This window comes from Hydrocarboniphaga sp., assembly GCF_965279055.1.
GTDB lineage: Bacteria > Pseudomonadota > Gammaproteobacteria > Nevskiales > Nevskiaceae > Hydrocarboniphaga.
On sequence record NZ_OZ257125.1, the window covers coordinates 2,879,684 to 2,903,486 of the forward strand.

General features: G+C 65.9%; 23 protein-coding genes. 14 read left to right on the forward strand and 9 right to left on the reverse strand.

Translation table 11 applies throughout. The features are described from left to right. Window positions 1-61: 61 nt before the first annotated feature. The 3 genes from ACQZF9_RS12995 to ACQZF9_RS13005 all read right to left on the reverse strand — a co-directional run bounded on the left by ACQZF9_RS12995 (window position 62) and on the right by ACQZF9_RS13005 (window position 3,458). Complete coding sequence (locus tag ACQZF9_RS12995) at window positions 62-850, reverse strand: sulfatase-like hydrolase/transferase (protein WP_428309394.1); 789 nt, start codon at window positions 848-850, stop codon at window positions 62-64. Between the two features lie 471 nt (window positions 851-1,321). After that, on the reverse strand, window positions 1,322-1,957 hold the full coding sequence (locus ACQZF9_RS13000) for a peroxiredoxin (RefSeq protein ID WP_428309395.1): 636 nt from the start codon (window positions 1,955-1,957) through the stop codon (window positions 1,322-1,324). 67 nt (window positions 1,958-2,024) lie between these two features. After that, window positions 2,025-3,458 (reverse strand): MATE family efflux transporter, encoded by a 1,434-nt coding sequence (locus ACQZF9_RS13005; RefSeq protein WP_428309396.1) that lies wholly within the window; start codon window positions 3,456-3,458, stop codon window positions 2,025-2,027. A 220-nt stretch (window positions 3,459-3,678) separates the two neighbouring features. On the opposite strand from ACQZF9_RS13005, the gene ACQZF9_RS13010 reads away from it, so the two are divergent. Continuing rightward, window positions 3,679-3,960 carry a hypothetical protein gene (locus ACQZF9_RS13010; RefSeq protein WP_428309397.1) on the forward strand — a complete coding sequence of 94 codons (282 nt, stop codon included), beginning with the start codon at window positions 3,679-3,681 and terminating at the stop codon, window positions 3,958-3,960. Between the two features lie 55 nt (window positions 3,961-4,015). Here ACQZF9_RS13010 and putA read toward each other — a convergent pair whose 3' ends face one another. After that, window positions 4,016-7,195 (reverse strand): bifunctional proline dehydrogenase/L-glutamate gamma-semialdehyde dehydrogenase PutA, encoded by a 3,180-nt coding sequence (putA, locus tag ACQZF9_RS13015; RefSeq protein ID WP_428309398.1) that lies wholly within the window; start codon window positions 7,193-7,195, stop codon window positions 4,016-4,018. Between the two features lie 96 nt (window positions 7,196-7,291). Between putA and ACQZF9_RS13020 the strand changes: the two genes are divergently transcribed. The 13 genes from ACQZF9_RS13020 (at window position 7,292) to ACQZF9_RS13080 (ending at window position 19,439) form a co-directional block, all read left to right on the forward strand. Then, the gene (locus tag ACQZF9_RS13020; protein WP_428309399.1) at window positions 7,292-8,533 is read left to right on the forward strand and encodes a sulfotransferase family protein; all 1,242 of its coding nucleotides are present in this window, start codon (window positions 7,292-7,294) and stop codon (window positions 8,531-8,533) included. A 309-nt stretch (window positions 8,534-8,842) separates the two neighbouring features. After that, a complete protein-coding gene (locus ACQZF9_RS13025; protein ID WP_428309400.1) occupies window positions 8,843-10,033 on the forward strand; it encodes a hypothetical protein in 1,191 nt (396 codons plus the stop codon). Between the two features lie 99 nt (window positions 10,034-10,132). Next, window positions 10,133-11,458, forward strand: a complete 1,326-nt coding sequence (locus tag ACQZF9_RS13030) for a UDP-glucose dehydrogenase family protein (protein ID WP_428309401.1) — start codon at window positions 10,133-10,135, stop codon at window positions 11,456-11,458. A 105-nt stretch (window positions 11,459-11,563) separates the two neighbouring features. Next, window positions 11,564-11,890: a divalent-cation tolerance protein CutA gene (gene cutA / locus ACQZF9_RS13035; RefSeq protein WP_428309402.1), complete on the forward strand. Its 327-nt coding sequence runs from the start codon at window positions 11,564-11,566 to the stop codon at window positions 11,888-11,890. Then, a complete protein-coding gene (locus ACQZF9_RS13040) occupies window positions 11,887-12,354 on the forward strand; it encodes a protein-disulfide reductase DsbD N-terminal domain-containing protein (protein ID WP_428309403.1) in 468 nt (155 codons plus the stop codon). Before cutA ends, ACQZF9_RS13040 begins: the two co-directional genes overlap by 4 nt. Next, window positions 12,354-12,893, forward strand: a complete 540-nt coding sequence (locus ACQZF9_RS13045) for a TlpA family protein disulfide reductase (RefSeq protein WP_428309404.1) — start codon at window positions 12,354-12,356, stop codon at window positions 12,891-12,893. Before ACQZF9_RS13040 ends, ACQZF9_RS13045 begins: the two co-directional genes overlap by 1 nt. 152 nt (window positions 12,894-13,045) lie before the next feature. After that, a complete protein-coding gene (aroQ, locus tag ACQZF9_RS13050; RefSeq protein WP_428309405.1) occupies window positions 13,046-13,489 on the forward strand; it encodes a type II 3-dehydroquinate dehydratase in 444 nt (147 codons plus the stop codon). Between the two features lie 21 nt (window positions 13,490-13,510). Beyond that, entirely contained in the window at window positions 13,511-13,972 is a 462-nt protein-coding gene (accB, locus tag ACQZF9_RS13055; protein WP_428309406.1) for an acetyl-CoA carboxylase biotin carboxyl carrier protein, read from the forward strand. Between the two features lie 10 nt (window positions 13,973-13,982). Next, window positions 13,983-15,341: an acetyl-CoA carboxylase biotin carboxylase subunit gene (gene accC, locus ACQZF9_RS13060; RefSeq protein WP_428309407.1), complete on the forward strand. Its 1,359-nt coding sequence runs from the start codon at window positions 13,983-13,985 to the stop codon at window positions 15,339-15,341. Between the two features lie 67 nt (window positions 15,342-15,408). Next, window positions 15,409-16,284: a 50S ribosomal protein L11 methyltransferase gene (gene prmA / locus ACQZF9_RS13065; RefSeq protein WP_428309408.1), complete on the forward strand. Its 876-nt coding sequence runs from the start codon at window positions 15,409-15,411 to the stop codon at window positions 16,282-16,284. 263 nt (window positions 16,285-16,547) lie between these two features. Further along, window positions 16,548-16,817: a helix-turn-helix domain-containing protein gene (locus ACQZF9_RS13070; RefSeq protein ID WP_428309409.1), complete on the forward strand. Its 270-nt coding sequence runs from the start codon at window positions 16,548-16,550 to the stop codon at window positions 16,815-16,817. Beyond that, window positions 16,814-18,391, forward strand: coding sequence for a bifunctional phosphoribosylaminoimidazolecarboxamide formyltransferase/IMP cyclohydrolase (gene purH / locus ACQZF9_RS13075; RefSeq protein ID WP_428309410.1), 1,578 nt, complete (start codon window positions 16,814-16,816; stop codon window positions 18,389-18,391). The genes ACQZF9_RS13070 and purH overlap by 4 nt, the downstream gene beginning before the upstream one ends. Window positions 18,392-18,398: 7 nt before the next feature. After that, entirely contained in the window at window positions 18,399-19,439 is a 1,041-nt protein-coding gene (locus ACQZF9_RS13080; protein WP_428309411.1) for an ATP-binding protein, read from the forward strand. A gap of 88 nt (window positions 19,440-19,527) precedes the next feature. Here ACQZF9_RS13080 and ACQZF9_RS13085 read toward each other — a convergent pair whose 3' ends face one another. From ACQZF9_RS13085 to prfA, 5 genes are all read right to left on the reverse strand, one after another. Next, complete coding sequence (locus tag ACQZF9_RS13085) at window positions 19,528-20,616, reverse strand: hybrid sensor histidine kinase/response regulator (RefSeq protein WP_428309412.1); 1,089 nt, start codon at window positions 20,614-20,616, stop codon at window positions 19,528-19,530. A gap of 119 nt (window positions 20,617-20,735) precedes the next feature. Then, the gene (locus tag ACQZF9_RS13090) at window positions 20,736-21,080 is read right to left on the reverse strand and encodes a hypothetical protein (RefSeq protein ID WP_428309413.1); all 345 of its coding nucleotides are present in this window, start codon (window positions 21,078-21,080) and stop codon (window positions 20,736-20,738) included. A 73-nt stretch (window positions 21,081-21,153) separates the two neighbouring features. Next, a complete protein-coding gene (locus tag ACQZF9_RS13095; protein WP_428309414.1) occupies window positions 21,154-21,897 on the reverse strand; it encodes a HesA/MoeB/ThiF family protein in 744 nt (247 codons plus the stop codon). Next, window positions 21,894-22,721 carry a peptide chain release factor N(5)-glutamine methyltransferase gene (gene prmC / locus ACQZF9_RS13100; protein WP_428309415.1) on the reverse strand — a complete coding sequence of 276 codons (828 nt, stop codon included), beginning with the start codon at window positions 22,719-22,721 and terminating at the stop codon, window positions 21,894-21,896. Before prmC ends, ACQZF9_RS13095 begins: the two co-directional genes overlap by 4 nt. Further along, a complete protein-coding gene (gene prfA, locus ACQZF9_RS13105) occupies window positions 22,718-23,800 on the reverse strand; it encodes a peptide chain release factor 1 (RefSeq protein WP_428309416.1) in 1,083 nt (360 codons plus the stop codon). The genes prmC and prfA overlap by 4 nt, the downstream gene beginning before the upstream one ends. Window positions 23,801-23,803: the final 3 nt, after the last annotated feature.

Sequence of the window (23,803 nt, forward strand, 5' to 3'; positions counted from 1 at the left end):
CGACCCGCCGGTGCAGTGTGGACAGACCCTGGCGGATGCCAGGGACCGACGCCTCGTCTGCTTAAGGTTTACGCGCTTCCAGGAACGGCACTTCGAGCACTTTCTCGTGCACGATCGGGCCGTGACCAAAGTAGCCGCCTTCACCGAAGCACTCGCCGTGGTCGGCGGTGATGATGAAATGCGTGTTGGTAGTCGCCTTGGAGATCAGTGCGTCCAGCACCTGATCGACGTACTCGACGGTCTTGACCTGCTGGCTGTGCAGCTGCTGCATCTGGTCGTCGTCGAAGAACTGGTCGGACGTCGCCTGGCCCATCTCGTCGTCCATGCGCTTGAACACGCCGTGCACGCCGGAGATGTGCGGCAGGCCTTTCGGGTCCAGCATGTACGGGTAATGCGTCTCACCGAGGTTCAGGAAGTGGAAGCTCGGTTCGTCGTCGTAAAACTCGATTTCGTCGACCATGCCGGCGAAGTCGTTGTGATTCGCCATCAGCTTGTAGTCGTCGAAATACTTGTTCAGGTGCGAAGTCGGGTTCAGCACCGGCATCGACACCCGGCCGACGGTGCGATATCCGTTGTCCTTCAGTACCTTGGGTAGCGACAGCTGCGGCACGAAGCTCTTGAACGACAGGTCCTTGATGCCGAGCCGGTCGACCCACTGCGAGAACTCGTTCTTGTAGACCTCGGAGGCGAATACCCCCTTGGGGCTCTGATGCGGAACCATGCCCATCAGATAGGTGTAATGGGACGGCGAGGTCCACGAGGCATAGGAATAGCGCAGGCTGCCCTCGGCCAGGCGGTCCATGTTCGGCCGTTTTGCGCGCTGATAGCTGTCGAAGCGGCAGCTATCCATGACGATGAATACAAGATTGTTCGCAGCCATAAAAGGGGTAGCTCTCCGTAGCGCTATTTGGCCTGATGTCAGCCGACAACCGTTGCGTCTTGGCCGCTGAACGGTGCGTGAATTAGTTCACCAGATTCAGGCTAGCACGCGATGCAGCGCATCGATATATCAATATTCCTACATTGCCGCTTGTTGACCATACGCTGCATCAAGCAGCCGCAGCGTATTGAAATATCAGGCTTGTTACTTATGCCAGGGCGCTCATGCCGCCCTGCGGTAGCAGGCAGCCGCCAGCCGAGGGTAAGCCAAAAAACCGGTCACTTCTGAACCACAGAACCCAGCGCCTGTCACTCTGATCCGCGGGTCAGAAATAGAGGTTTCCGCACCGATTCATCTCCACGTGAATTCGACAACGCAGTGCTGCGGCGAAAAAAAGCCGATATGCGCTACCGCATATCGGCCCGGCACCGCTCAACTTGATCAGCCCTTGGGCTGGGGCACCATACGCAGATAGGGCTTGATTTCGTTCCAGCCGTTCGGGAACAGCTTCTTGGCGTCTTCGCCGCTGACCGCCGGCACGATGATCACGTCCTCGCCCTGCTTCCAGTTCACCGGCGTGGCGACCTTGTACTGGTCGGTCAGCTGCAGCGAATCGATCACGCGCAGGATCTCGTCGAAGTTGCGGCCGGTGCTGGCCGGATAGGTCAGGCTCAGCCGGATCTTCTTGTTCGGGTCGATCACGAACACCGAGCGCACGGTGAAACGGTCGCTGGCGTTGGGATGGATCATTCCGTACAGGTTGGCGACCTTGAACTCCGGGTCGGCGATCAGCGGAAAATTCAGGGCGGTGCCCTGGGTTTCGGCGATGTCGCGGCTCCAGCCTTCGTGATCCTCCAGCTTGTCGACCGACAGGCCGATGGCTTTCACATTGCGCTTGTCGAATTCCGGTTTCAGCTTGGCGGTGTAGCCGAGCTCGGTGGTGCACACCGGGGTGTAGTTCTTCGGGTGCGAGAACAGCACGCCCCAGGAACTGCCCAGCCAGTCGTGGAACTTGAGACGGCCCGCCGTGGTGTCGGCCTCGAAATCGGGCGCGATGTCGCCGAGTTGCAGTGCCATGAGGTTTCTCCGGGTTCGTGTTGTGTGGGTTTTAGGATGCCGGCTGCACTGCGAAGTTCAAGTAAGTTCAGGACATAAGCACAGACGGATTCACCGTCGACGTCGTCGTCAGACGCCGCGTTTTCTGCACACGCCGGCGGAAGCGCAGGCCCAGACCGAAAGCCGCGATCGCCAGGCCGACGATGAAACCGCACCATACACCCGCCGGCCCGACGCTCGTGCCCAGGCTCAGCCAGGCCGCGACCGGCAGACCGGCCAGCCAGTAGGCCGACACCGTTACCGCCATCGGCACGCGCGTGTCCTTGAAGCCGCGCAGTGCGCCATTGGTGGTCGCCTGCAGACAGTCGAAAAGCTGGAAAATCGCCGCCAGCATCAGAAAACGCACCGCCATATCGGTGATGTCCGGCGCCTGCGTGTACAGCGCGACCACCGGCCGCGAGAACAAGGCCATGCACGCCGCCGACAACAGCGCAAACACCGCTCCCAGCGCAATGCCGGTGCGGCCACGCAACACGGCGGCGAGCCCATCGCCGGCACCGACGGCCTGGCCGACGCGCACCGCGGTTGCGAGACCGATCGACAGCGGCACCATGAACACCAGCGAGGCGACGTTGATCGCGATCTGATGCGCGGCGACGACGCTGCCGCCGAAATGCGCCATCAGCAGCGCGCCCAGATTGAACAGCCAGGCTTCGGCGACGACGCTGGCGCAGATCGGAATGCCGAGCGTGAAAATCTCGCGCAGCTCGCGCGTCAGCCGCGGCCGTCCGGCGAACAGCTGCATCGCGCGCAGCCGCGGATCGAGCCGGTACAGCAGCGCGTAGACCAGCGTCATCGCCCACACCGCGACCACGGTGCCCCAGCCGGTGCCGACCGCGCCCAGCGCCGGAAAGCCGAGATAACCGTACATCAGCGGCAGGTTCGCCAGTGCATTGACCAGCAGCGCGACGATGCCGGCGATTACCGGCGCGCGTGTCGCGCCTGTGCCTTCGCAGCCGTTACGCATCACGAAGCACAGGCAGAACGGAATCGCTGCCCAGGAAATCGCGCGCAAATAGCCTTCGGCGAGCGTGCGCGTGTCGACGTCCAGCGCGAGCAGATCCAGCACCGGATCGGCGACCAGGTTCAGCGCCGCCGTCCACAGCGCACCCAGCATCACCGCCAGCAGCAGCGCATTGCGCAGCAGCGCGCCGGTCGCGGCAGCCGGCAGGCCGGCGCCCACTCTCTGCGCGACGATCGGCGACACCGACATGAACAGCCCCATGAAGATGATGAAGGCCAGGAACCAGATGTTGGCGCCGACCGCGACCGCGGCCAGCGAGCTGGCACCGAGACGACCCGCCATCAGGGTGTCGACGGTGTGCATGCCGACGAAGGACAGCTGCGCGGCCATCAGCGGCGCCGCGAGCTTGAGGTTGTGGCGCAGCTCGCCACGCAGGCTCGCCGCCGAGGGCAGGACAGGAGCAACGGCGCTGCCGTCTGCGGTCTTCATGATCGTCATCGCAAGGTGATCCCGGCCGCCCGGGCGCAGGCGGACGAAAGAGTCGCAGGCGCAAGGGGCGCGCGACGGGGCGGCAATGCTAGTGCCACGCGCCGGACAAGCCAAGCCGAGCGCTTGCGCTGATCGGCCAGACGCGGCCGCCAGTCGGCCGGCACGCGGTTGCGCTGCCTGCATCGCGATGATGACAGCCGTCATCGACACCATGGCCAAAGAGCGACCCGTGAGCGAGTTTCGAATCGTCAGCCTGTCCGAACTACGTCGTCGCCAGTGGCTGGGCCGCGCCCATGTCGCGGCCCTGATCGGTTTGGGCTGGCTGGCGGCGACCCTGCTCAGCGAGGCCCGGGATCCGGCGCCGCCGGCACAGACCTCGCTCGATCGCGCCGTGGCGCGCGAGCAGCTGCAGGCCGTCTCGGCACCGCAGCCGTCCGCTTCGCCATGCCCGCAGTTGTCGCGCAGCGGGCTGCGGATGGACTGCAGCCTGAGCCTCGCGCCGCAGTCCTGAAGGTTTCGTAGATCCCGGGTTGCACCCGGGCTACGCTGGCTTGATCAGAGGTTCCTCAACCACTGGCGGCCAGCAAGCGCGCGTTGCCGCCGACAGCCGAGGTATTGACCGTCAGGGTCCGTTCGGCGAGAAAGCGAAGCAGATAGTGCGGCCCGCCGGCTTTCGGGCCGGTGCCGGACAGGCCTTCGCCACCGAAAGGCTGGCAGCCGACGACCGCGCCGGTCATGCCGCGGTTGATGTAGCAGTTGCCGACTCTCGCCTGCTCCTGCACGCGCCGCCAGGTGCTTTCCACGCGCGAATGCACGCCCAGCGTCAGACCATAGCCGCTGCGATTGATGCCGGCGATGACCTCGTCGAGATCGCGCGCGCGATAGCGCACCACGTGCAGCATCGGGCCGAAGTATTCGCCGTCGAGCTGCGCGATATCGTCGATCGCGGCCACGGTCGGCGGAAAGTAAGTGCCATGCTTGCAGTGCTCCGGCAGCGACAACTGCTCGAGCACGTTGCCCTTGGCGTGCAGTCGCGCCGCGTGCCCGGCGAGCCGCGTACGCGCGGCCTCGTCGATCACCGGTCCGATGTCGGTGCCGAGCAAGGCCGGATCACCGATCACCAGTTCGTGCATCGCGCCGCCGAGCATGTGCAGCACCTTGTCGGCGATTTCGTGCTGTAGATGCAGCACACGCAGTGCGCTGCAGCGCTGACCCGCGGAATGGAATGCCGAGCTGATGCTGTCTTTGACCACCTGCTCGGGCAGCGCCGAAGAATCCACGATCATCGCGTTCTGGCCGCCGGTTTCGGCGATCAGCGTCGCGATCGGCCCGCGCCGCGCGGCGAGCTGACGATTGATCGCCTGCGCGACGTCGACCGAGCCGGTGAACGCGACACCGGCGATTTGCGCGTGTCCGCACAGCGCGGCGCCGACATCGCCCTCGCCGAGCACGCATTGCAGGACCTCAGCCGGAATGCCGGCATCACGCAGCAGCTGCACCATCGTCACGCCGATCAGGTTGGTCTGCTCGGCGGGCTTGGCGACGACCGTGTTGCCGGTGACCAGAGCGGCGGCGATCTGGCCGGTGAAAATCGCCAGCGGAAAATTCCACGGCGATATGCACACGAACACACCCTTGCCGTGCAACTGCAGCTCGTTGTGCTCGCCGGTGGGGCCGCTCATGACTTCGGGCGTCGCCTGCAGCCGGCGCGCATGCACTGCGTAATAGCGCAGAAAATCGGCAGCTTCGCGCACCTCGGCGATCGCGTCGCCGATGGTTTTTCCGGCTTCGCGTATCAGCAGCTGCATGAACTCGCTGCGACGCGCTTCCAGGCTGTCGGCGGCGCGTTCGAGCATTTCGGCGCGCACCGCGACCGGGGTTGCGTTCCAGCGCGGCTGCGCCACCGCCGCGGCCTCGATCACCGCCGGCACTTTGGCCGGATCGAACGCGATCCACTCGCCGAGCACGCGGCGGCGATCGGACGGATCGCTGATCGGCCGCGCCTTGCCTGCCGGCGGCTTGCCTGTCGCGATCAGCGACTCGGCGCGCGTCGGCACCTGGGCCGATGCCAGCGCCTGCGACAGTTCCAGCATCGCCGACTCGTCGGCCAGATTCAGGCCGGCGGAATTGCGCCGTGCCGAACCGTACAGATCCTGCGGCAGCGGCAGCGCCGGATTGATCTTGACCGGAAGCGCCTGCACCGCGGCGACCGGATCGGCGACCAGCACTTCCGGCTCGGCCTGTTCGTCGAAGATGCGATTGACGAACGAGGTGTTCGCACCGTTCTCGAGCAGGCGCCGCACCAGGTACGGCAGCAGGTCTTCGTGCGAACCCACCGGCGCATAGACCCGGCACGGCGCCGGCCAATCCTCTTTGACCACGTCGTACAAAGCCTCGCCCATGCCGTGCAGACGCTGGAACTCATAACCGGCGCCGGCTTTCAGCGAATGCTCGTCGCCCGCGTAGGCACGCACCGCGGCGATGGTGTGCGCGTTGTGCGTGGCGAACATCGGATAGAACTGCTCGCGGCGGCTCAGCAGCTTGCGCGCGCAGGCGAGGTAACTTACGTCGGTATTCGGCTTGCGCGTGAACACCGGGTAGCCAGCCAGCCCCTGCTCCTGGCTGCGCTTGACCTCGGTGTCCCAGTACGCGCCTTTGACCAGGCGCACCGCGAGGCGGCGCCGCGTGGTCGCCGCCAGCTCTTCGAGCCAGTCGATCAGCGCCGGCGCACGCTTCTGGAAAGCCTGCACCGCCAGACCAAAGCCGCCCCAGCCGGACAGCGAGGCGTCGGCGAACACCGGCGCGATGATGTCCATCGACAGCTCCAGCCGATCGGCCTCCTCGGCGTCGACGGTCAGACCGATGTTCTGCGCGCGCGCCATCTGCGCCAGCGCCAGCAGCCGCGGCGTCAGCTCCTTGAGCACGCGGCCGCGATGCGCGAATTCGTAGCGCGGGTGCAGCGCCGACAGCTTGATCGAAATACCCGGCCGCTGCGCGACATCGCCGTCGTGATTCGGGTCGGGATAGCCGCCGATGGCGGCGATCGCGTCGCGATAGGCCTTGAAGTAGCGGTCGGCGTCGGCCTGGGTCAGCGCGGCTTCGCCGAGCATGTCGAAGCTATGCAGGTAGGCGCGCTGATCGCGCTCGCGCGAGTGCTTCAGCGCCTCCTCGATATTGCGCCCCATGACGAACTGATGACCCATCAGCTTCATCGCCTGGCGCACCGCCAGGCGGATCACCGGCTCGCTGGAGCGTCCGACCATGCGGTTGATCGCGGCACGGAAGTTGTTAGCGGTTTGCGGCGACAGCCGTACGATGCGGCCCGTAAGCATCAGCCCCCAGGTAGACGCATTGACGAACAGCGAATCGCTGCGGCCCAGATGTTGCTCCCAGTCGGCGCCGGAGAGCTTGTCGGCGATCAGCGCTTCGGCGGTCTCGTCGTCGGGGATACGCAGCAGCGCCTCCGCCAGGCACATCAGCAGCACGCCCTCCTCGGACGACAGGTCGTACTGGCGCATGAAGGCATCGAGCGGGCTCTGGCCGCTCCTGAGCGCCCGCACGCGCCGCACCCATTCGGCAGCGCTGCGTTGTACGCTGGCCGCAGGCTCGGGAGGCAGCTCGGCGAGCGCGCAGAGCCGGTTGACCAGGCTGGTCTCGTCGGCGAGCCACTGGCCGGTGATGGCCGCGAAGCGCGCGTCGCGTGTCGGCAGGGCGTCAGCGAATACGAACGAGGGTGAATCGGTCATGTCGGGGAGTCCAGACAGAATGTGGGTCATTGTAGAAGCGGGATACCAGGTATCGCCCCCGGGGAAAGAACCCAGTCGCAGCCCGCGTTATTGCTCATGAGCGCCGCGCCAAACGCTGTCGGGGGTGAGCCGGGCGCCTCGCGTCCGCTGCTGCTGCGGGCACTCAATCGCGTCGGCCGCGCCGCCGCCAGACCCCGCCTCGACGCCGGCGCGCTGATCGCCCGCGCCGAGCGCGCCACCGGCCTGCGCGACTGGGGCGACTACGAGTTCCGCGAAGGCCTGGAAGTGCTGACGCGTTCGCTGGAGCAGGAAGCGCAGCTCAACACCATCGGCAGGCTGATGTTGCGCGACTACCTGCATCGCACCATCAGCAATCGCCTGCTGCTGCGCCGCGACCTGCTCGCCAACCCGCAGATCGCGCAGGTCGAAATCAAGCGGCCGCTGTTCATCGTCGGCCTGCCACGCACCGGCTCGACGATGCTGCAGCGCCTGCTCGCGCGCGATCCTGCGGTGCGCTCGCTGCAGACCTGGGAAATGATGCATCCCTCGCCGCCGCCGGAAGCCGCGACCTACGACAGCGACCCGCGCATCAAGCAGGTTGCGCGCCGCCTGAAGACGCTGGACTGGATGGCACCGGACTTCGCCACCGCGCACGAACTGGTCGCCGGCGAGCCGGAAGAATGCGTCGGCCTGCTGCAGACGACGATGGCGACGTCGGCCTACGAGCTGATGGCGCGCATTCCGTCGTACGAGCAATGGTTCGATCAGCAGGATCTGCGCAAGGCCTACGCCGATTACCGAGCGCAGCTGCAGCATCTGCAATGGCAGCATCCCAAGGATCACTGGGTACTGAAGTCACCGTTCCATATCTTCGGGCTGGAAGCGCTGCTGGCGACCTTCCCCGACGCGGTGATCGTGCAGACCCATCGCGATCCGTCGCAGGTACTGCCGTCGCTGTGCAGCCTGTACAGCGTGATGCACAGCCTGACCAGCGACCACGCCTCGATGACCGAGCTCGGCCCGCACACGCTGGCGCGCACCAGCGCGGTCAACGATCGCACGATCGATCTGCGCGAGCGCATCGGCGACGCGCGCTTCGTCGACATCGGCTATCGCGCGCTGATCAGCGATCCGCTGAAAGCGGTCGGTGAAATCTACGAGCGCTTCGGCTACGACTTCACGCCGGCCGCACAGCAGGCGATGCGCGACTGGAAGGACGCCAATCCGCAGCACAAGCGCGGCAAACACCAGTACACACTCGAGCAGTTCGGCCTGACCGGAGCCGCCGTCGATCGGCATTTCGCGCGCTACAAGGAGCGCTTCCAGCAGCATCTATGAAGCCTTGAAGCGTCTGCGCTGTCTTCAGCCCGCGGCAAGCCGGCGCTGCAAGACTCGCGCTACAAGGGATGGGTCGCGACATAGATCGGCGGCAGGAGAATGCTGGGGATGAAGCAGGCAGGGGCAATCGGACTTTCCGCAAGCGCAGCGCGACGGCGCGCTGCCAATACCGGACTGAGCCTGTTGCCCGGCCTGCTGCTGCTGTGCTCCTGCGCAGCCAACCAGGCTCCGCCCGCGGCCGCCGACGAGCCGCCACCGGCGGCATCGCCTGAACCGGGGTCTGACCCCGGGCCTGCGCCCGCGCCGCCGGTGTCGCTGGAGACCCCGATCGACGAAACCAAGCCGCCGGAAACGCGCAGCGCCAGCGGCGAACTCGGCGAAATCGAGCATCCCACCGACAACGATCTGCCGGCCGGGGATTCGCAGGGGTCCGCGCCGAAGGCCGCCAAGCAGAACACCGATCAGTCGGTGATCGTCACCGATGCGGCGGCGGCGTCCCAAGCGACGCCGGAAGCCGCAGTCCAGCCCGAGCCGGACGAGACGGCTGGCCCGAGCAAGCCACCGCTGCCGGTGGAATCGGCGGCCGACCCCTGCGACCGCGCCGAACGCCCCGACGAGATCATGCTGGTCGACGACAGCCGCGAATGGCTGGAAGAAACCAGCTGCAAGACCGCGCTGTGGATGGACGGGCTGTTCGGCAAGACCGGCGATGTCGCCGCGGCGCGGCGCACGCGCGGCTTCGTCGAACTGTCCAACGTCTATTCGCAGTTCGAAGGCTTCGACTCGCGCGCGCGGCTGCATGTCGAGTTCGATCTGCCCGTTGCGAAGAACCAGCTGTCGGCCTTCGTCGGCCGCGAGAACGACGAGGATTTCGTCCGCGGCCGTACCGATGCCTCGGAATTGCGCGGCACGTTTCCAACGCTCAGCGAACAGAACGAATGGCTCGCCGGCCTCGGCTACAGCCTGCCCGACACGCGCAACCTGCAGACCAGTATCCGCGTCGGCGTGCGCGGCCTCGGCCCTCCGATGGGCTTCCTGCAGGGGCGGCTGCGCTACACGCTGTACTCGGACGAAAACGATGTCGCATACATCAAGTCGACACCGTTCTGGAACACCCGCGACGGCTTCGGCGTGACCCAGAGCTTCGACTACAGCCACGTGCTGTCGCGGCATTACCTGGCGCGGCTGTACTCGGTCGGCACGCTGTCGCAACACACCGTCGGCCTGAACTGGCGCAACTCGGCGATCCTCTATCACAACCTCGAACACAAGCGCGGCCTGGCCTACGAGGCCTTCATCCGCGGCGAGACCGACGAGCCCGAGCCGCTGTACGAATACGGCGGCCGCGTGCTGTTCCGCCATCCGTTCCTGCGCGAGCGCCTGTTCGCCGAATGGACCGCCGGCTACAGCTTCCCGCGTACCGATCCGGACAAACCGCGCGACGGCTCGGCCAGCGTCGGCGTGTCGGTCGAGATGCCATTCGGCGATACGCGCGACTAGCCACGGCGGCGCGCGGATGACGCTGTCCGAGCAGGCCCCCGCCGTTAGTCATCGACTACAATCCGCGCCTGTCTCCCGGTACAAACCCAAGGATCACGCGTGAACGTCACCATTTTCGGCTCGGGCTACGTCGGCCTGGTCACGGCCGCCTGTTTTGCCGACGCGGGTAACGATGTGCTGTGCGTGGACGTGGATCCGGCCAAGGTCGAGCGGCTGCGCCGCGGCGAATGCCCGATCTACGAACCCGGCCTGGAGGACATGCTCCAGCGCAACGTGCGCAGCGGCCGCATGCGCTTCACCACGGTGGCCAGCGAGGGCGTCGCCCACGGCGTCTACCAGTTCATCGCCGTCGGCACGCCGCCCAGCGAAGACGGCTCCGCCGACATGCAGTACGTGCTCGCCGTGGCCAAGTCCATCGGCCAGTACATGGCCGAGTATCGCGTGGTCATCAGCAAGTCGACGGTGCCGGTCGGCACCGCCGATCGCGTGCAGCAGACGCTGGCCGCCGAGCTGAAGGCGCGCGGCGTCGAGGTGCCGTTCGACGTCGTCAGCAACCCGGAATTCCTGAAGGAAGGCGCCGCGGTGGCCGACTTCAACAAGCCGGATCGCATCATCTGCGGCACTTCGTCTGATCGCGCCACGGCGGCGATGCAGGCGCTGTATGCGCCGTTCAATCGCAACCACGACAAGCTCATCGTCATGGACGTGCGCAGCTCCGAGCTGACCAAGTACGCAGCCAACGCGATGCTGGCGACCAAGATCAGCTTCATGAACGAGATCGCCAACCTGGCCGAAGCGCTCGGCGCGGACGTGGAGAAAGTGCGCGTCGGCATCGGCGCCGATCCGCGCATCGGCTATCACTTCATCTACCCGGGCTGCGGCTACGGCGGCAGCTGTTTCCCGAAGGACGTCAAGGCGCTGGTGCACACCGCCGGCGGCGCGAACTTCGACGCGCAGCTGCTGCAGGCGGTGGAATCGGTGAATACGCGGCAGAAGACGCTGGTTTTCTCCAAGCTGGAGAAGTCGCTCGGCTCGCTCAAGGGCAAGACCATCGCGCTGTGGGGTCTGGCGTTCAAGCCGCAGACCGACGACATGCGCGAGGCGCCGAGCCGCGACCTGATGGAAGCGGTCTGGGCCGCCGGCGGCAAGATCCGCGCGCACGATCCGGTGGCCAGCCACGAGTGCGAGCGCCTGTACGGCAAGCGCGACGATCTGATCCTGGTCGACACGCCGGAGGCCGCCTGCGACGGCGCCGACGCGCTGGCGATCGTCACCGAATGGCGCGTGTTCCACTCGCCGAACTTCGCGCGGCTCAAGTCGCTGCTGAAGAACGCGGTGATCGTCGACGGCCGCAACCTGTATGAGCCCAGCGTGCTCAAGGAAGCCGGCTTCCGGTACTTCGCCATCGGGCGCGGCGAGAGCTGACCCAGACGATCCCTCCGCTGTTGTAGGAGCGGATCCTATCCGCGACTGTAAACTTGAAGAGCAGAGTCGCGGATAGGATCCGCTCCTACAGCGGGACACACCCACATGAGCGAAACCGCCCTCCTCGTCTACGTCACCTGTCCACCGGCCAGCGCGGAGGTGCTCGCGACCGCGCTGGTCGACGCGCACGTCGCCGCCTGCGTCAACATCCTGCCGTCGGTGCGCTCGGTGTATCGCTGGAAAGGCGGCGTGCAGCATGACGAGGAATCGATGCTGATGATCAAGACGCTGCAGTCGCGCTTCGACGCGTTGCGCGATCTGGTTCTGGCACAGCACCCCTACGAACTTCCGGAAATCGTCGCGGTCCGATGGGACGCGGCACACGAGCCCTACCGTCAGTGGGTCGTCGACAACTCCCGGCCATTGGCATGATCACCCGCGTCATCTCCTGCGTCGCCACTGCAATGCTTGTGCTCGCAGCGCCCGCGGCGTTCGCCGGCGGCAGCGGCCTGCTGCTGAAACCGCATGAACAAACCGGTGGCATTCTCGCGGTCGACGAGGCCTTTCGCGTACAACCGGCGCTGTGGGAGAACGGCCAACTGGTGATCGGCATCGACGCGGCGCCGAACTGCTATCTGTATCGCGACAAGTTCAAGCTCAGCGTCGTCGAGCCCGCATCGCTGAGCCTGATCTCCGCCGATCTGCCGGCCGGCGAGACGCATCACGACGAGCATTTCGGCGACGTCAAAATCATTCGCGATCGCCTGCTGGTGCGCTACAAGACCGCGGCTTCGGCGGCACCGAAAAAAGTGCGCATCCGTTACCAGGGCTGCGCCGAAAATCTGGTGTGTTACCCACCGCAGGAACGAGTGCTGGACGTGGAGACGGTACGCTGATGCGCAAAGCTGCGACGCAAGGTCTGTTGATTCTGGCGCTGTGCCTGGCCGCGGCCGGCGGCGGCTTCGCGGTCTATCGTCATCTGGCGAAACCGACGGTCATCGACCAGACGCCGAGCCTCGCGCCGGAGATCACGCTGAACGATCTGACCGGCCAGCCGCGCAAGCTCAGCGAGTGGCGTGGCAAGCTGGTGCTGGTGAATTTCTGGGCCACCTGGTGCGCGCCCTGCCTGCACGAAATCCCGATGCTGCTGGACTTTCAGCAGCAATACGGCGCGCGCGGCCTGCAGATCGTCGGCGCGGCGATGGACGATCTGGAGGCGGTGAAAAACGGCGCGCCGCAACTCGGCATCAATTACCCGGTGCTGGTCGGCGACACTGAAATCGTCGACGCGATGCAGGCACTTGGCGATACCATTGGCGCCCTGCCATACTCCGTCCTGATCGATGCGAATGGCAGTATCGTCTTCCGCAAGCACGGCGAGTTTCAGCACGACGAGCTGCAGAAACTGGTGGAGCAGCATCTGCCGTCGAGCTGATTACACTGTCAGTAGGGCAATGCGGGTAATCACTCAGACCAATTGAGCACAACCCGCCCGCATCATCGCCTAACCCGACGGCAAAATCTTACAAAGTTGTTCTTCGCGGCCGACTGGGGCAGAATCGACGCTCCCGTCATCGGAAACGCTCCGTGAGCCATCTGCTGCTGCTGAATGGCCCCAATCTGAATTTGCTCGGCACCCGTGAACCCGGTGTCTATGGCAGCACGACCCTGGCCGAAATCGAAGCGGCGCTGGTTCAACAGGCTGCCGATCTCGGTCACCGGCTGAGCTGCCTGCAGAGCAATCACGAGGGTGAACTGATCGACAGGCTGCATCAGGCGCGTTCAGAAGACGTGAAATTCGTACTGATCAACCCGGGCGCGTTCACTCATACCAGCGTGGCGCTGCGCGACGCGCTGCTGGCGGTGGCGATCCCGTTCATCGAAGTGCATCTCTCGAACGTGCACGCACGCGAAAGCTTCCGGCATCACTCTTATCTTTCCGACATTGCGGTGGGTGTGATCCTGGGCCTGGGAGCCCAGGGTTACGGCCTGGCGCTGCAGGCCGCGCACGCGCGGTTGATCTCTAACTAGGACAGGGGAACTCAAATCACAATGGACTTGCGCAAAATCAAGACGCTGATCGAACTCGTCGAACAGTCCGGCATCTCCGAACTGGAGGTCAAGGAAGGCGAGGAATCCGTTCGCATCAGCCGTCAGACGCAGCAGCTGCACTACGCGCTGCCGCCCGCCGCTGCTCCGGCCGCGATCGCCGCTCCGGCGCCTGCCGCCGCTCCGGCCGCTGCTGCGCCCGCAGCCCCCGCCGCGCCGGCCAAACCCAGCGGCCACGTGGTGCGCGCGCCGATGGTCGGCACGTTCTACCGCACGCCGTCGCCGGGCGCCAAGCCCTTCGTCGAAGTCGGCCAGACCGTAAAGGTCGGCCAGACGCTGTGCATCATCGAGGCGATGAAGATGCTCAACCAGATCGAGTCGGATCGCGCTGGCGTGGTCGTCGACATCCTGGTCGATAACGAACGTCCGGTGGAATTCGATCAGCCTCTGTTCGTAATCGAATAAGGCCGCGATCATGGCGGAAATCAAGAAGATCCTGATCGCCAACCGCGGCGAGATCGCGCTGCGTATCCTGCGCGCCTGCCGCGAGATGGGGCTGAAGACCGTCGCCGTGTATTCGCAGGCGGACCGCGATCTGAAGCACGTGCTGCTGGCCGATGAAGCCGTGTGCATCGGCCCGGCCTCGGCGCAGAAAAGTTACCTGAACATGGCAGCGATCATCAGCGCCGCCGAAATCACCCAGGCCGACGCGATCCATCCCGGTTACGGCTTTTTGTCCGAGAACGCGGACTTCGCTGAAAGCGTCGAGCGCTCAGGCTTCATCTTCATCGGCCCGCGCCCGGAAACCATTCGCCTGATGGGCAGCAAGACCAACGCCAAGGCCGAGATGATCGCCGCCGGCGTGCCCTGTGTGCCCGGCTCCGACGGCGCGCTGCCGGAAGACGAGGCCGAGTGCCTGCGCATCGCCGAATCCGTCGGCTACCCGGTGCTGATCAAGGCCGCCTCCGGCGGCGGCGGTCGCGGCATGCAGGTGGTGCGGGTCGAAAGCGAGCTGCTGGAGAAAATCCAGATCGCGCGCACCGAGGCATTGAACGCGTTCAAGGACGCGACGGTGTTTCTCGAAAAGTACCTGGAGACGCCGCGTCACGTCGAAGTGCAGGTGCTCGCCGACGGCCAGGGCAATGCGATCCATCTGGGTGAACGTGACTGCTCGATGCAGCGACGCAACCAGAAGGTGGTCGAGGAATGCACCGCGCCCGGCGTCAGCGACGAGCAGCGCGATGAAATCGGCGCGCTGTGCGTGGCCGCGTGCAAGCGCATCAACTATCGCGGCGCCGGCACGTTCGAGTTCCTGTACGACCAGGGTCATTTCTATTTCATCGAAATGAACACGCGCATCCAGGTCGAGCATCCGGTCACCGAAATGGTCACCGGCGTCGACCTGATCCGCGAGATGATCCGCATCGCCAGCGGCAAGGCGCTGACCAAGAAGCAGGGCAATATCCGCATGCGCGGCCATGCGATCGAATGCCGCATCAATGCCGAGCATCCGCGCACCTTCATCCCCTCGCCCGGCCTGATCACCAAGTACCACGCGCCCGGCGGTCCGGGCATTCGCATGGACACGCATATCTACGCGGGTTACCGCGTGCCGCCGCATTACGACTCGATGATCGGCAAGCTGATCGCCTGGGGCAATACGCGCAAGTCGGCGATCGAGCGCATGCAGCACGCGCTGTCGGAAATGATCATCGAGGGCATCGATACCAACATCAATCTGCAGAAGCGGATCATGTCGGACAAGACCTTTCAGCGCGGCGAGCACAACATTCACTATCTGTCGGACATGCTGGCCGAATGGCAGACCGAGTAGGTCGCACGACAAGACGTGGCACTCAAGGGGAGCGATAATCGCTCCCCTTTTTGTTTGGCGCTCCCCAATGGCCTGGCTGCAGCTGCGCGTGCATTCGCGCTATCCCGAATTCGTCGACGAAATCCTGCAAAGCGCCGGCGCCAGTGCGGTCAGCTTCATCGACGCCGAGGACGATCCGGTGCTGGAGCCCGCGCCGGGCGAGACGCCGCTGTGGACCAACACGGTCACGCTCGGTCTGTTCCCCGAGCAACACGACATCGCGCCGACACTGGAAGCCCTGCGCGAGCAGCTGCCCGACGGCGACGACCTGCGTTGCGAAACCGAACTGGTCGAGGATCAGGACTGGGTGCGTGTCTGGCTCAAGGACTGCCCGCCGCTGAAGTTCGGCGCGCGCCTGTGGGTCTGTCCTGTCGAGAAGCGTGTCGACGAACCCGGCACCGTCACGCTGCTGCTCGATCCGGGCCTGGCCTTCGGCACCGGCACGCATCCGAGCACCGCGATGTGCCTGGAATGGCTGGCAACCAACGAAATCGGCGGCTGGAACGTGCTCGATTACGGCTGCGGCTCCGGCATTCTGGCAATCGCCGCGCTCAAGCTCGGCGCGGCCAGCGCGGTCGGCTACGACATCGACCCGCAGGCGATCCAGGCGACACTGGCCAACGCGCAGGCCAACGGCGTCGCCGAGCGACTGACCACGGTCGCGCCGGAACTGAGCGTCGAACCCTTCCCGGCCGATCTGGTGCTGGCCAACATCCTGGCGCGGCCGCTGATCGATCTGGCGCCGCTGCTGGCCGGCACGATCCGCCAGGGCGGCTGGATCGTGCTCGCCGGCCTGCTCGATCGCCAGGCCGAGGACGTGCGCGCCGCCTATGCGCCGTGGTTCGATTTTGCTGCCGACGGTCGGCGCGAAGGCTGGACGCGGCTCGCCGCACAGCGCCGCTAGTCAGCTGGATGGCAGCTCGTCGGCGCGCCGACCAAGGACTTGACGAAATCAAAAAGTACCTGCGACGGCGCTGACAGCGCGGCGGCCGATAAAAACTTTTGCAATCAGCGCAGGCAACTGCGTCCCGGCTATCGGCCATCGTCCGCAACGCGCTTTTTTCGCGCCGGGCTTGGCGCTATGATTCGCGCCCCCAAAGAACAAGACCTCGGGCGATGCATGCCGCCAGGGCGAGGTCGTGACGCACCGAGGCACCGAGGGCTTGTATGTCTGCACAACGCGCGGCTTCCGATTCAAAGCCCCTGAGCCATTCCGTATCCGAATGTCTGGACGACTACTTCCGTAGTCTTAACGGCCACTCCCCGGCCGAGCTGTACGACATGATTCTCGACCAGGTCGAGCCGCCGTTGCTGCGCGCGACCTTGCGCTATTGCGACAACAACCAGTCGCGCGCGGCCGAGATGCTCGGTCTCAATCGCGCGACCTTGCGCAAAAAGCTGCGTCACCACCGCATCACCGCGAAGCCGGCACGATGAGCAGCACCGACAGGACCGCGGTGGCGCGGGCACTGCTGTCGGTTTCCGACAAGACCGGCATCGTCGAGTTCGCGCGCGAGCTGCAGTCGCTGGGCATCGAGCTGCTGTCCACCGGCGGCACGTTCAAACAGCTGATCGCCGCGGGCCTGAAGGCTATTGAAGTCAGCAAGCACACCGGCTTTCCGGAAATCATGGATGGCCGCGTGAAAACGCTGCATCCGAAAATTCACGGCGGCATTCTCGGCCGCCGCGGCGTCGACGATGCGGTCATGGTCGAGCACGCGATTGCACCGATCGACCTGGTCGTGCTGAACCTGTATCCGTTCGAGCAAACCGTCGCCCGCCCCGGCTTCACGCATGCCGAGGCAGTGGAGAACATCGACATCGGCGGTCCGGCGATGCTGCGCGCCGCAGCGAAGAATCATGCCGACGTCGCCGTCGTCGTCGATCCCGCCGACTACGCGCAGGTGCTCGCTGCGCTGAAAGACGGCGGTACTCAACTGGCGCTGCGCGAACAGCTCGCGACCAAGGCCTATTCGCTGACCGCGCGTTACGACGCCGCGGTCGCTGCCTACTTCAGCAGCCGCGTCGCCGGCGCCGAAGCCGCACGCTTTCCCGGCACCCTGGGCCTGCAGTTCCACAAGCAGCAGGACCTGCGCTACGGCGAAAATCCGCACCAGGCCGCCGCGTTCTATGCCGAGCGCGATGCGGCGCCCGGCACGCTGGGTGCGGCGAAACAGCTGCAGGGCAAGGAGCTGTCGTACAACAACATCGCCGACGCCGACGCCGCGCTGGAGTGCGTCAAGTCCTTCGTCAAGCCGGCCTGCGTGATCGTCAAGCACGCCAACCCCTGCGGCGTCGCGGTCAGCCTCGACGGCATCGGCCGTGCTTATGAACTGGCCTACCAGACCGATCCGACTTCGGCTTTCGGCGGCATCATCGCGTTCAACCGCGAGCTCGACGAAGCCACCGCCACCGCGATCGTCGGCCGCCAGTTCGTCGAAGTGATCATTGCGCCGAGCATCAGCGCCGCGGCGCGCACGGTGCTCGCCGCCAAGCAGAACGTGCGCGTGATGGAAGCCGGCAGCTGGCCTTCAAGCCCGGTCGCCAGCTTCGACTACAAGCGCATCGCCGGCGGCCTGCTGGTGCAGGATCAGGATCGCGGCATGATCACCGCCGAGGATCTGAAAGTGGTGACGCGCCGCGCGCCGACCGAAGCCGAGATCCACGATCTGATCTTCGCCTGGAAAGTCGCCAAGTTCGTCAAGAGCAATGCCATCGTCTATGCGCGCGAGCGCCAGACCATCGGCATCGGCGCCGGCCAGATGAGCCGCGTCTACAGCGCGCGCATCGCCGGCATCAAGGCCGCCGACGAGAAGCTCGAAGTGCGCGGTTCGGTGATGGCCAGCGACGCCTTCTTCCCGTTCCGCGACGGCATCGATGCGGCCGCTCAGGCCGGCATTTCCGCGGTGATCCAGCCGGGCGGCTCGATGCGCGACAGCGAAGTCATCGCCGCCGCCGACGAGGCCGGCATGGCGATGGTGTTCACCGGCATGCGTCACTTCCGCCACTAGCCGCTCGATGAGCAAGGCGCGCCTGCTGGTCGCGAGCAAGACCCCGGCAGCGCAATCCGCTCTCGTCGCCGCGCTCGAGGCGGCGCAGTACACGCTCAGCAGCGCAGGGGATGTCGAGCAGGCGCGCGCGCAGATCGCCGATAGCGATCTGCTGCTGATCGATCACGATCATCTAGAAGCCGACGGCCTGGCTTTCGCCGCGCAACTGCGCACCGACGCCTCGCTGAAACTGCCGCCGCTGCTGCATATCGCAGCAGATCTGTCAGGCAAAGCGTTCCACGCCGACGATGCCTGCCTGAATGCCTCGGCGCAGACGCCGGCCCTGCTGTCGATGATCGCGGCGCTGCTGAGCGCGCGGCGCGCCGAGCGGCTGAAGGACGATTTCCTGTCGACGGTATCGCACGAGCTGCGCACGCCGCTGAATTCCATCCTCGGCTGGTCCGACATCCTGATGCGCCAGCCGCGCGACGCCGATGCGACGCAGGGCCTGGCGTCGATCGAACGCAATGCGCGGCTGCAGGCGCAGATGATCGCCGACCTGCTCGATGCCTCGCGGATGCTGGCGGGCCGCTTCGAGATCGAGCTGTCGCCGATCGACGATCTCGGCTTCGTCATCGACGGCGCAATCAAGAGCGCGGCCGAGGCGGCAAGGCCGCGGCAGATCACGATCACGCGCCAGGTCGAAGCCGGCCTGCCGGCGGTGCGAGGCGACTCGGAAAGGCTGCAGCAGATCGTCGGCAATCTGCTGTCGAACGCGATCAAGTTTTCCGCCAAGGGCGGCAGCGTCGGTGTCGACCTGCGTCGCGACGGCGACAGCCTGCAGATCAGCGTCAGCGACAGCGGCCGCGGCATCGCCGCCGACAAGCTGGCGCTGCTGCTGAGCCAGGCAAGAAGTGGCAGCGGCGACAAGTCGCGCGGCGGCGGTCTCGGCCTGGGCCTGAGCATCGCCGTGCATCTGGCCGAGCTGCATCGCGGCAGCCTGGCGGTGCACAGCGACGGCATCGGCAAGGGCGCGAGGTTCACGCTGCGATTGCCCTTGGCCGGCTGAAGCGCGACGGCGGCTCACGCCGCCGATCATTTGCCGGCAGGCGTCATTCCCGCGCAGTGCTGCGCGGCGACGACGACAATGCAGCCGCCTAATTCCCCGGCGGCTCGAAACCGACCCGCGGCAACACGAACGAAAACACCGAGCCGCCGCCTTCGCGATCCTCGTACCAGAGGTGGCCGGACATGCGCGTGATTTCTTCCTTGGAGATCGCCAGGCCCAGGCCGCTGGCATGCTGCACTTCCGAGTTCGCCTGCAGCCGCACGTAACGCTTGAACAGCTGCTGCTGGCGGTCACGCGGCACACCCGGGCCACGATCGGCGACCGACACGCGCGCCATGCCCGAGCGGCCGGTCTCGCAGCGCACCGTGATCGTGCCGCCGGCAGGCGCGTAACGCAGCGAGTTCGAGATCAGGTTCTCGAGCACGTGGCGCACCGCGGTGGCGTTGGCCATGACTTCGGGATCGTCGACGATGTCGGCGACGATCTCCATGCCGCGCTCCTGCGCCAGCAGCTTGAAGCCGTCGAGCGTGGCCTTGATCACCGGCGCCAGCTTGAGCGCGCTGATCTCGACCTTGCGCAGATCGGTGGACTTGGCCCAGCGGCCCAGATAGCTGTCGATGAACTTCAGGCAATGCTGCGCGCTTTCGCGAATTTCGCCGACCATGCGCTCCGGCGTGTCCTGGCCGCGGTCCATCAGGTCAAGCGCGAACAGGATGCTCGACAGCGGGTTCTTCAGGTCATGCGCGACGATCTGCGTCAGGTCGGCGCGCTCCTGCGCGATCAGCGCCAGGTGATCGCGGGCGCGCTTGAGTTCGACATGCGTCTTGACGCGTGCCAGCAGCTCTTCGGCGACGAAGGGCTTGGTCACGTAGTCGACCGCGCCGTGCTGGAACGCCTGCATCACGCCTTCGCGCTCGCGTGCGGCGGTCAGGAAGATGATCGGTACGTCCGCGGTGCGCGGGTTGGCGCGCAGATGCTCGCAGACTTCGAAGCCGTCCATGACCGGCATGCGCATGTCCAGCAGCACCAGGCTCGGCGTGCGCTCGAGACAGTGCTCCAGCACCTCTTCACCGGACAGCGAAGGCACGACTTCGTAATTGGCGCGTTCCAGCAGCGCCGTCACGACTTCGATATTGGACGCTTGGTCGTCCACGACGAAGATCAGGTCTTTATCCATGAATTCCTGAATTACCCCGGGGAACAGCTCGCCAGCCTTGGCGGCAGAGCAGCGAGGATAACCCAGCTGGCGTCCTGCCCCGCTCTCCCGGTGCCAAGTTGGTCCGGTTTGATCTTCGTCTAATCTTCGACGCGCAGCTCACGCTCGACCGCAGCGCCGCCCACCAGCTCCCAGGCGCGCATCTCCAGCACGCCCTTGGTGTTGAGCGACACCAGCAGGTTCACCAGTCCTTCGCGCAATTCGGCCGGAGCCGGCACCGCCGGCTCAGTCGGCTTGCTCCACAACCGCGCCCACAGGGTTTCGTCGGCGCGGTGCGTGCCCATGTCGGCGGCCGCCAGGCGGAACACCGCCGGCTTGCCATCACGCTCGTAAACCCAGCCGTGCATCGCCGCCGGCTGCGCGATCTGCGCCTCGTGCAGGATCTGAATTGCGAGACGGCGTGGAACAAGGAGCAAATCGGTCATTGGATGCTTCCCTAGGGCGGTCGTTGAGCCGCCGTTGTGCAGTGATGGTCGAAGAAACGGGCTGCGATCCGGGCTACGCGGGCTTTCCGCAGACCGCGCATTGCGGGTCGCGACGCAGGTTCAGCGTGCGCCATTGTGAATCCAGTGCGTTCCACAGGCGCAGCGTGCCGGCCTCGCTCGGCAGGCCGAGCAGCAGCTTGATCGCGGCCAGCGCCTGCAGGCTGCCGACGGTGCCGACCACCGGCCCGAGGATGCCGGCCTCCTCGCAGGTCTCCGCGGCGTCGGCGCCGGCGTCGTCGGGGTACAGGCAGGCATAACAGGGGCCGCCGCGGCGCAGGTCGAACACGGCGAGCTGGCCTTCGAAGCGGATCGCCGCGCCCGACACCAGCGGCCGGCGCGCGGCGACGCAGGCGCGGTTCACTGCGAAGCGCGTCGGGAAGTTGTCGCTGCAGTCCAGCACCAGGTCGACGCTGCGCGCGGCGGCGAGCAGGGCCGTGTCGTCCAGGGGCCCTTTCAGCGTTTCGATCTCACAGTCCGGATTCAGCGCGCGCAGCGCATCGCGGGCGGCGGCGAGCTTGTCGCGGCCGACATCGGCCTGGCGATACAGCAGCTGACGCTGCAGGTTGCTGAGGTCGACGCGGTCGATATCGCTCAGCACCAGCCGGCCAATGCCCGCGCCGGCCAAATAGGGCGCGGCAGCGCTGCCGAGGCCGCCGACGCCGACGATCAGCACGCTGGAATCGCGCAGCAGCTGCTGGCCGTTGACGCCGACTTCGCGCAGCACGATCTGACGGCGGTAGCGCGCGAGCTCGCTCATGCCAGGCGCCCGCCGGTGGCGCGTTCCTGCCGGCCGAGATCGCGACGCGTGACCACCCCGACGAAACCGGCCTGCTCGAACAGCGCACGCACCGCCGCGCCCTGATCGTAGCCGTGCTCGACCAGCAGCCAGCCGTCCGGCAGCAGATGCGGCGGCGCGCCGTTGATGATGTCGCGCAGACAGCTCAGGCCATCGCCATGGTCGCTCAAGGCATCCAGCGGCTCGTGTTTCAGCGCCGGCAAATGCGCATCGCCCGCGGCGATGTACGGCGGGTTCGACACGATCAGATCGAAGCCCGCATCCAAAGCCGTATACCAGGAGCCTTGCGCGAAGCGCAGGTTGCCGAGGTGATGGCGCTGCGCGTTCGCCTGCGCGATCCGCAGCGCCGCCGCCGACACATCGGTCGCGGACACCTGCGCCAGAGGCCGCTCGCTGGCGATCGCCAGCGCGATCGCGCCGCTGCCGGTGCCGAGATCGGCGACGCGCACGGGCTTGTCGCGCGCCAGGATTTCCATCGCCCATTCGACCAGCAGTTCGGTCTCCGGACGCGGCACCAGCACGTCGCCATTCACCTGCAGATCCAGCGTCCAGAAGCCCTGCGTGCCGAGCAGATACGCGATCGGCTCGTGATCGGCGCGGCGCTGCACCAATGCGTCGAAACGCTGGGCAGGATCTTCATCGACGAGCTCGTCGGTGCGCGCGAACAAGGCGCCGCGCGACAGCTTCAGCACCGAGGCGAGCAGCAGCTCGGCGTCGAGGCGCGGCGTATCGCTGTGCGGCGCCAGGTGCCGCGTGCCGGCGATCAGCGCCTCGGCAATCGTCACTCGCCCAGCTCCGCCAGCAGCTCGGCGGTGTGCTCGTTGAGCAAGGGCACGATCACGCCGTCGAGCTCGCCCTGCATCACGCGCTCCAACTGGTACAAGGTCAGGTTGATGCGGTGATCGGTGATGCGGCCCTGCGGGAAATTGTAGGTGCGGATGCGCTCGCTGCGATCACCCGAGCCCACCAGCTTCTTGCGCGTGGCGGCGACATCGCCCTGCTGCTTGCTGCGTTCGGCGTCGAGCAGGCGCGACGCGAGCAGCGCCATCGCCTTCGCGCGGTTCTTGTGCTGGCTGCGCTCTTCCTGGCATTCGACGACCAGGCCGCTCGGGATATGCGTGATGCGAATCGCCGACTCGGTCTTGTTGACATGCTGACCGCCGGCACCGGAGCTGCGATAGGTATCGATCTTCAGATCCGCCGGATTGATGTCGATCGCCTGCGCCTCCTCGATCTCGGCGAGCACTGCGACGGTCGCCGCCGAGGTGTGGATGCGACCCTGAGCCTCGGTCTCCGGCACGCGCTGCACGCGATGGGCGCCGGACTCGAACTTGAGCTGCGAATAGGCGCCGAAGCCGGCGACGCGACTGATGATTTCCTTGTAGCCGCCGTGCTCGCCTTCGCTCATCGACAGCACCTCGATCTGCCAGCCACGCTGTTCGGCGTACTTGCTGTACATGCGATGCAGGTCGCCGGCAAAAATCGCGGCCTCGTCGCCGCCGGTGCCGGCGCGGATTTCGAGGAACACATTGTTCGCGTCCAGCGGGTCCTTGGGCACCAGATAGCCCTGCAGGAAGCTCTCGACTTCGGCGAGCCTGGCTTCCGCCGCCGGCAGCTCGGCCTCGGCCATTTCGCGCAGGTCGGTGTCGCTGTCGTTGCGCATGATCTTGAGTCCGTCGATCTCGGACCGGGTGGCGACATAAGTGTTGTAAGAGTCCACCAGCGGCCCAAGCTGCGCATATTCCTGCGACAGCCGCCGGAACTTGTCGTTGTCGCCGAGCACCTGCGGCGACGACAGCTCGCCGGCGATTTCCTCGCGGCGATCGACCATCTGCTGCAATTTGTTGAGAAGGGAGTCTTTCATTGG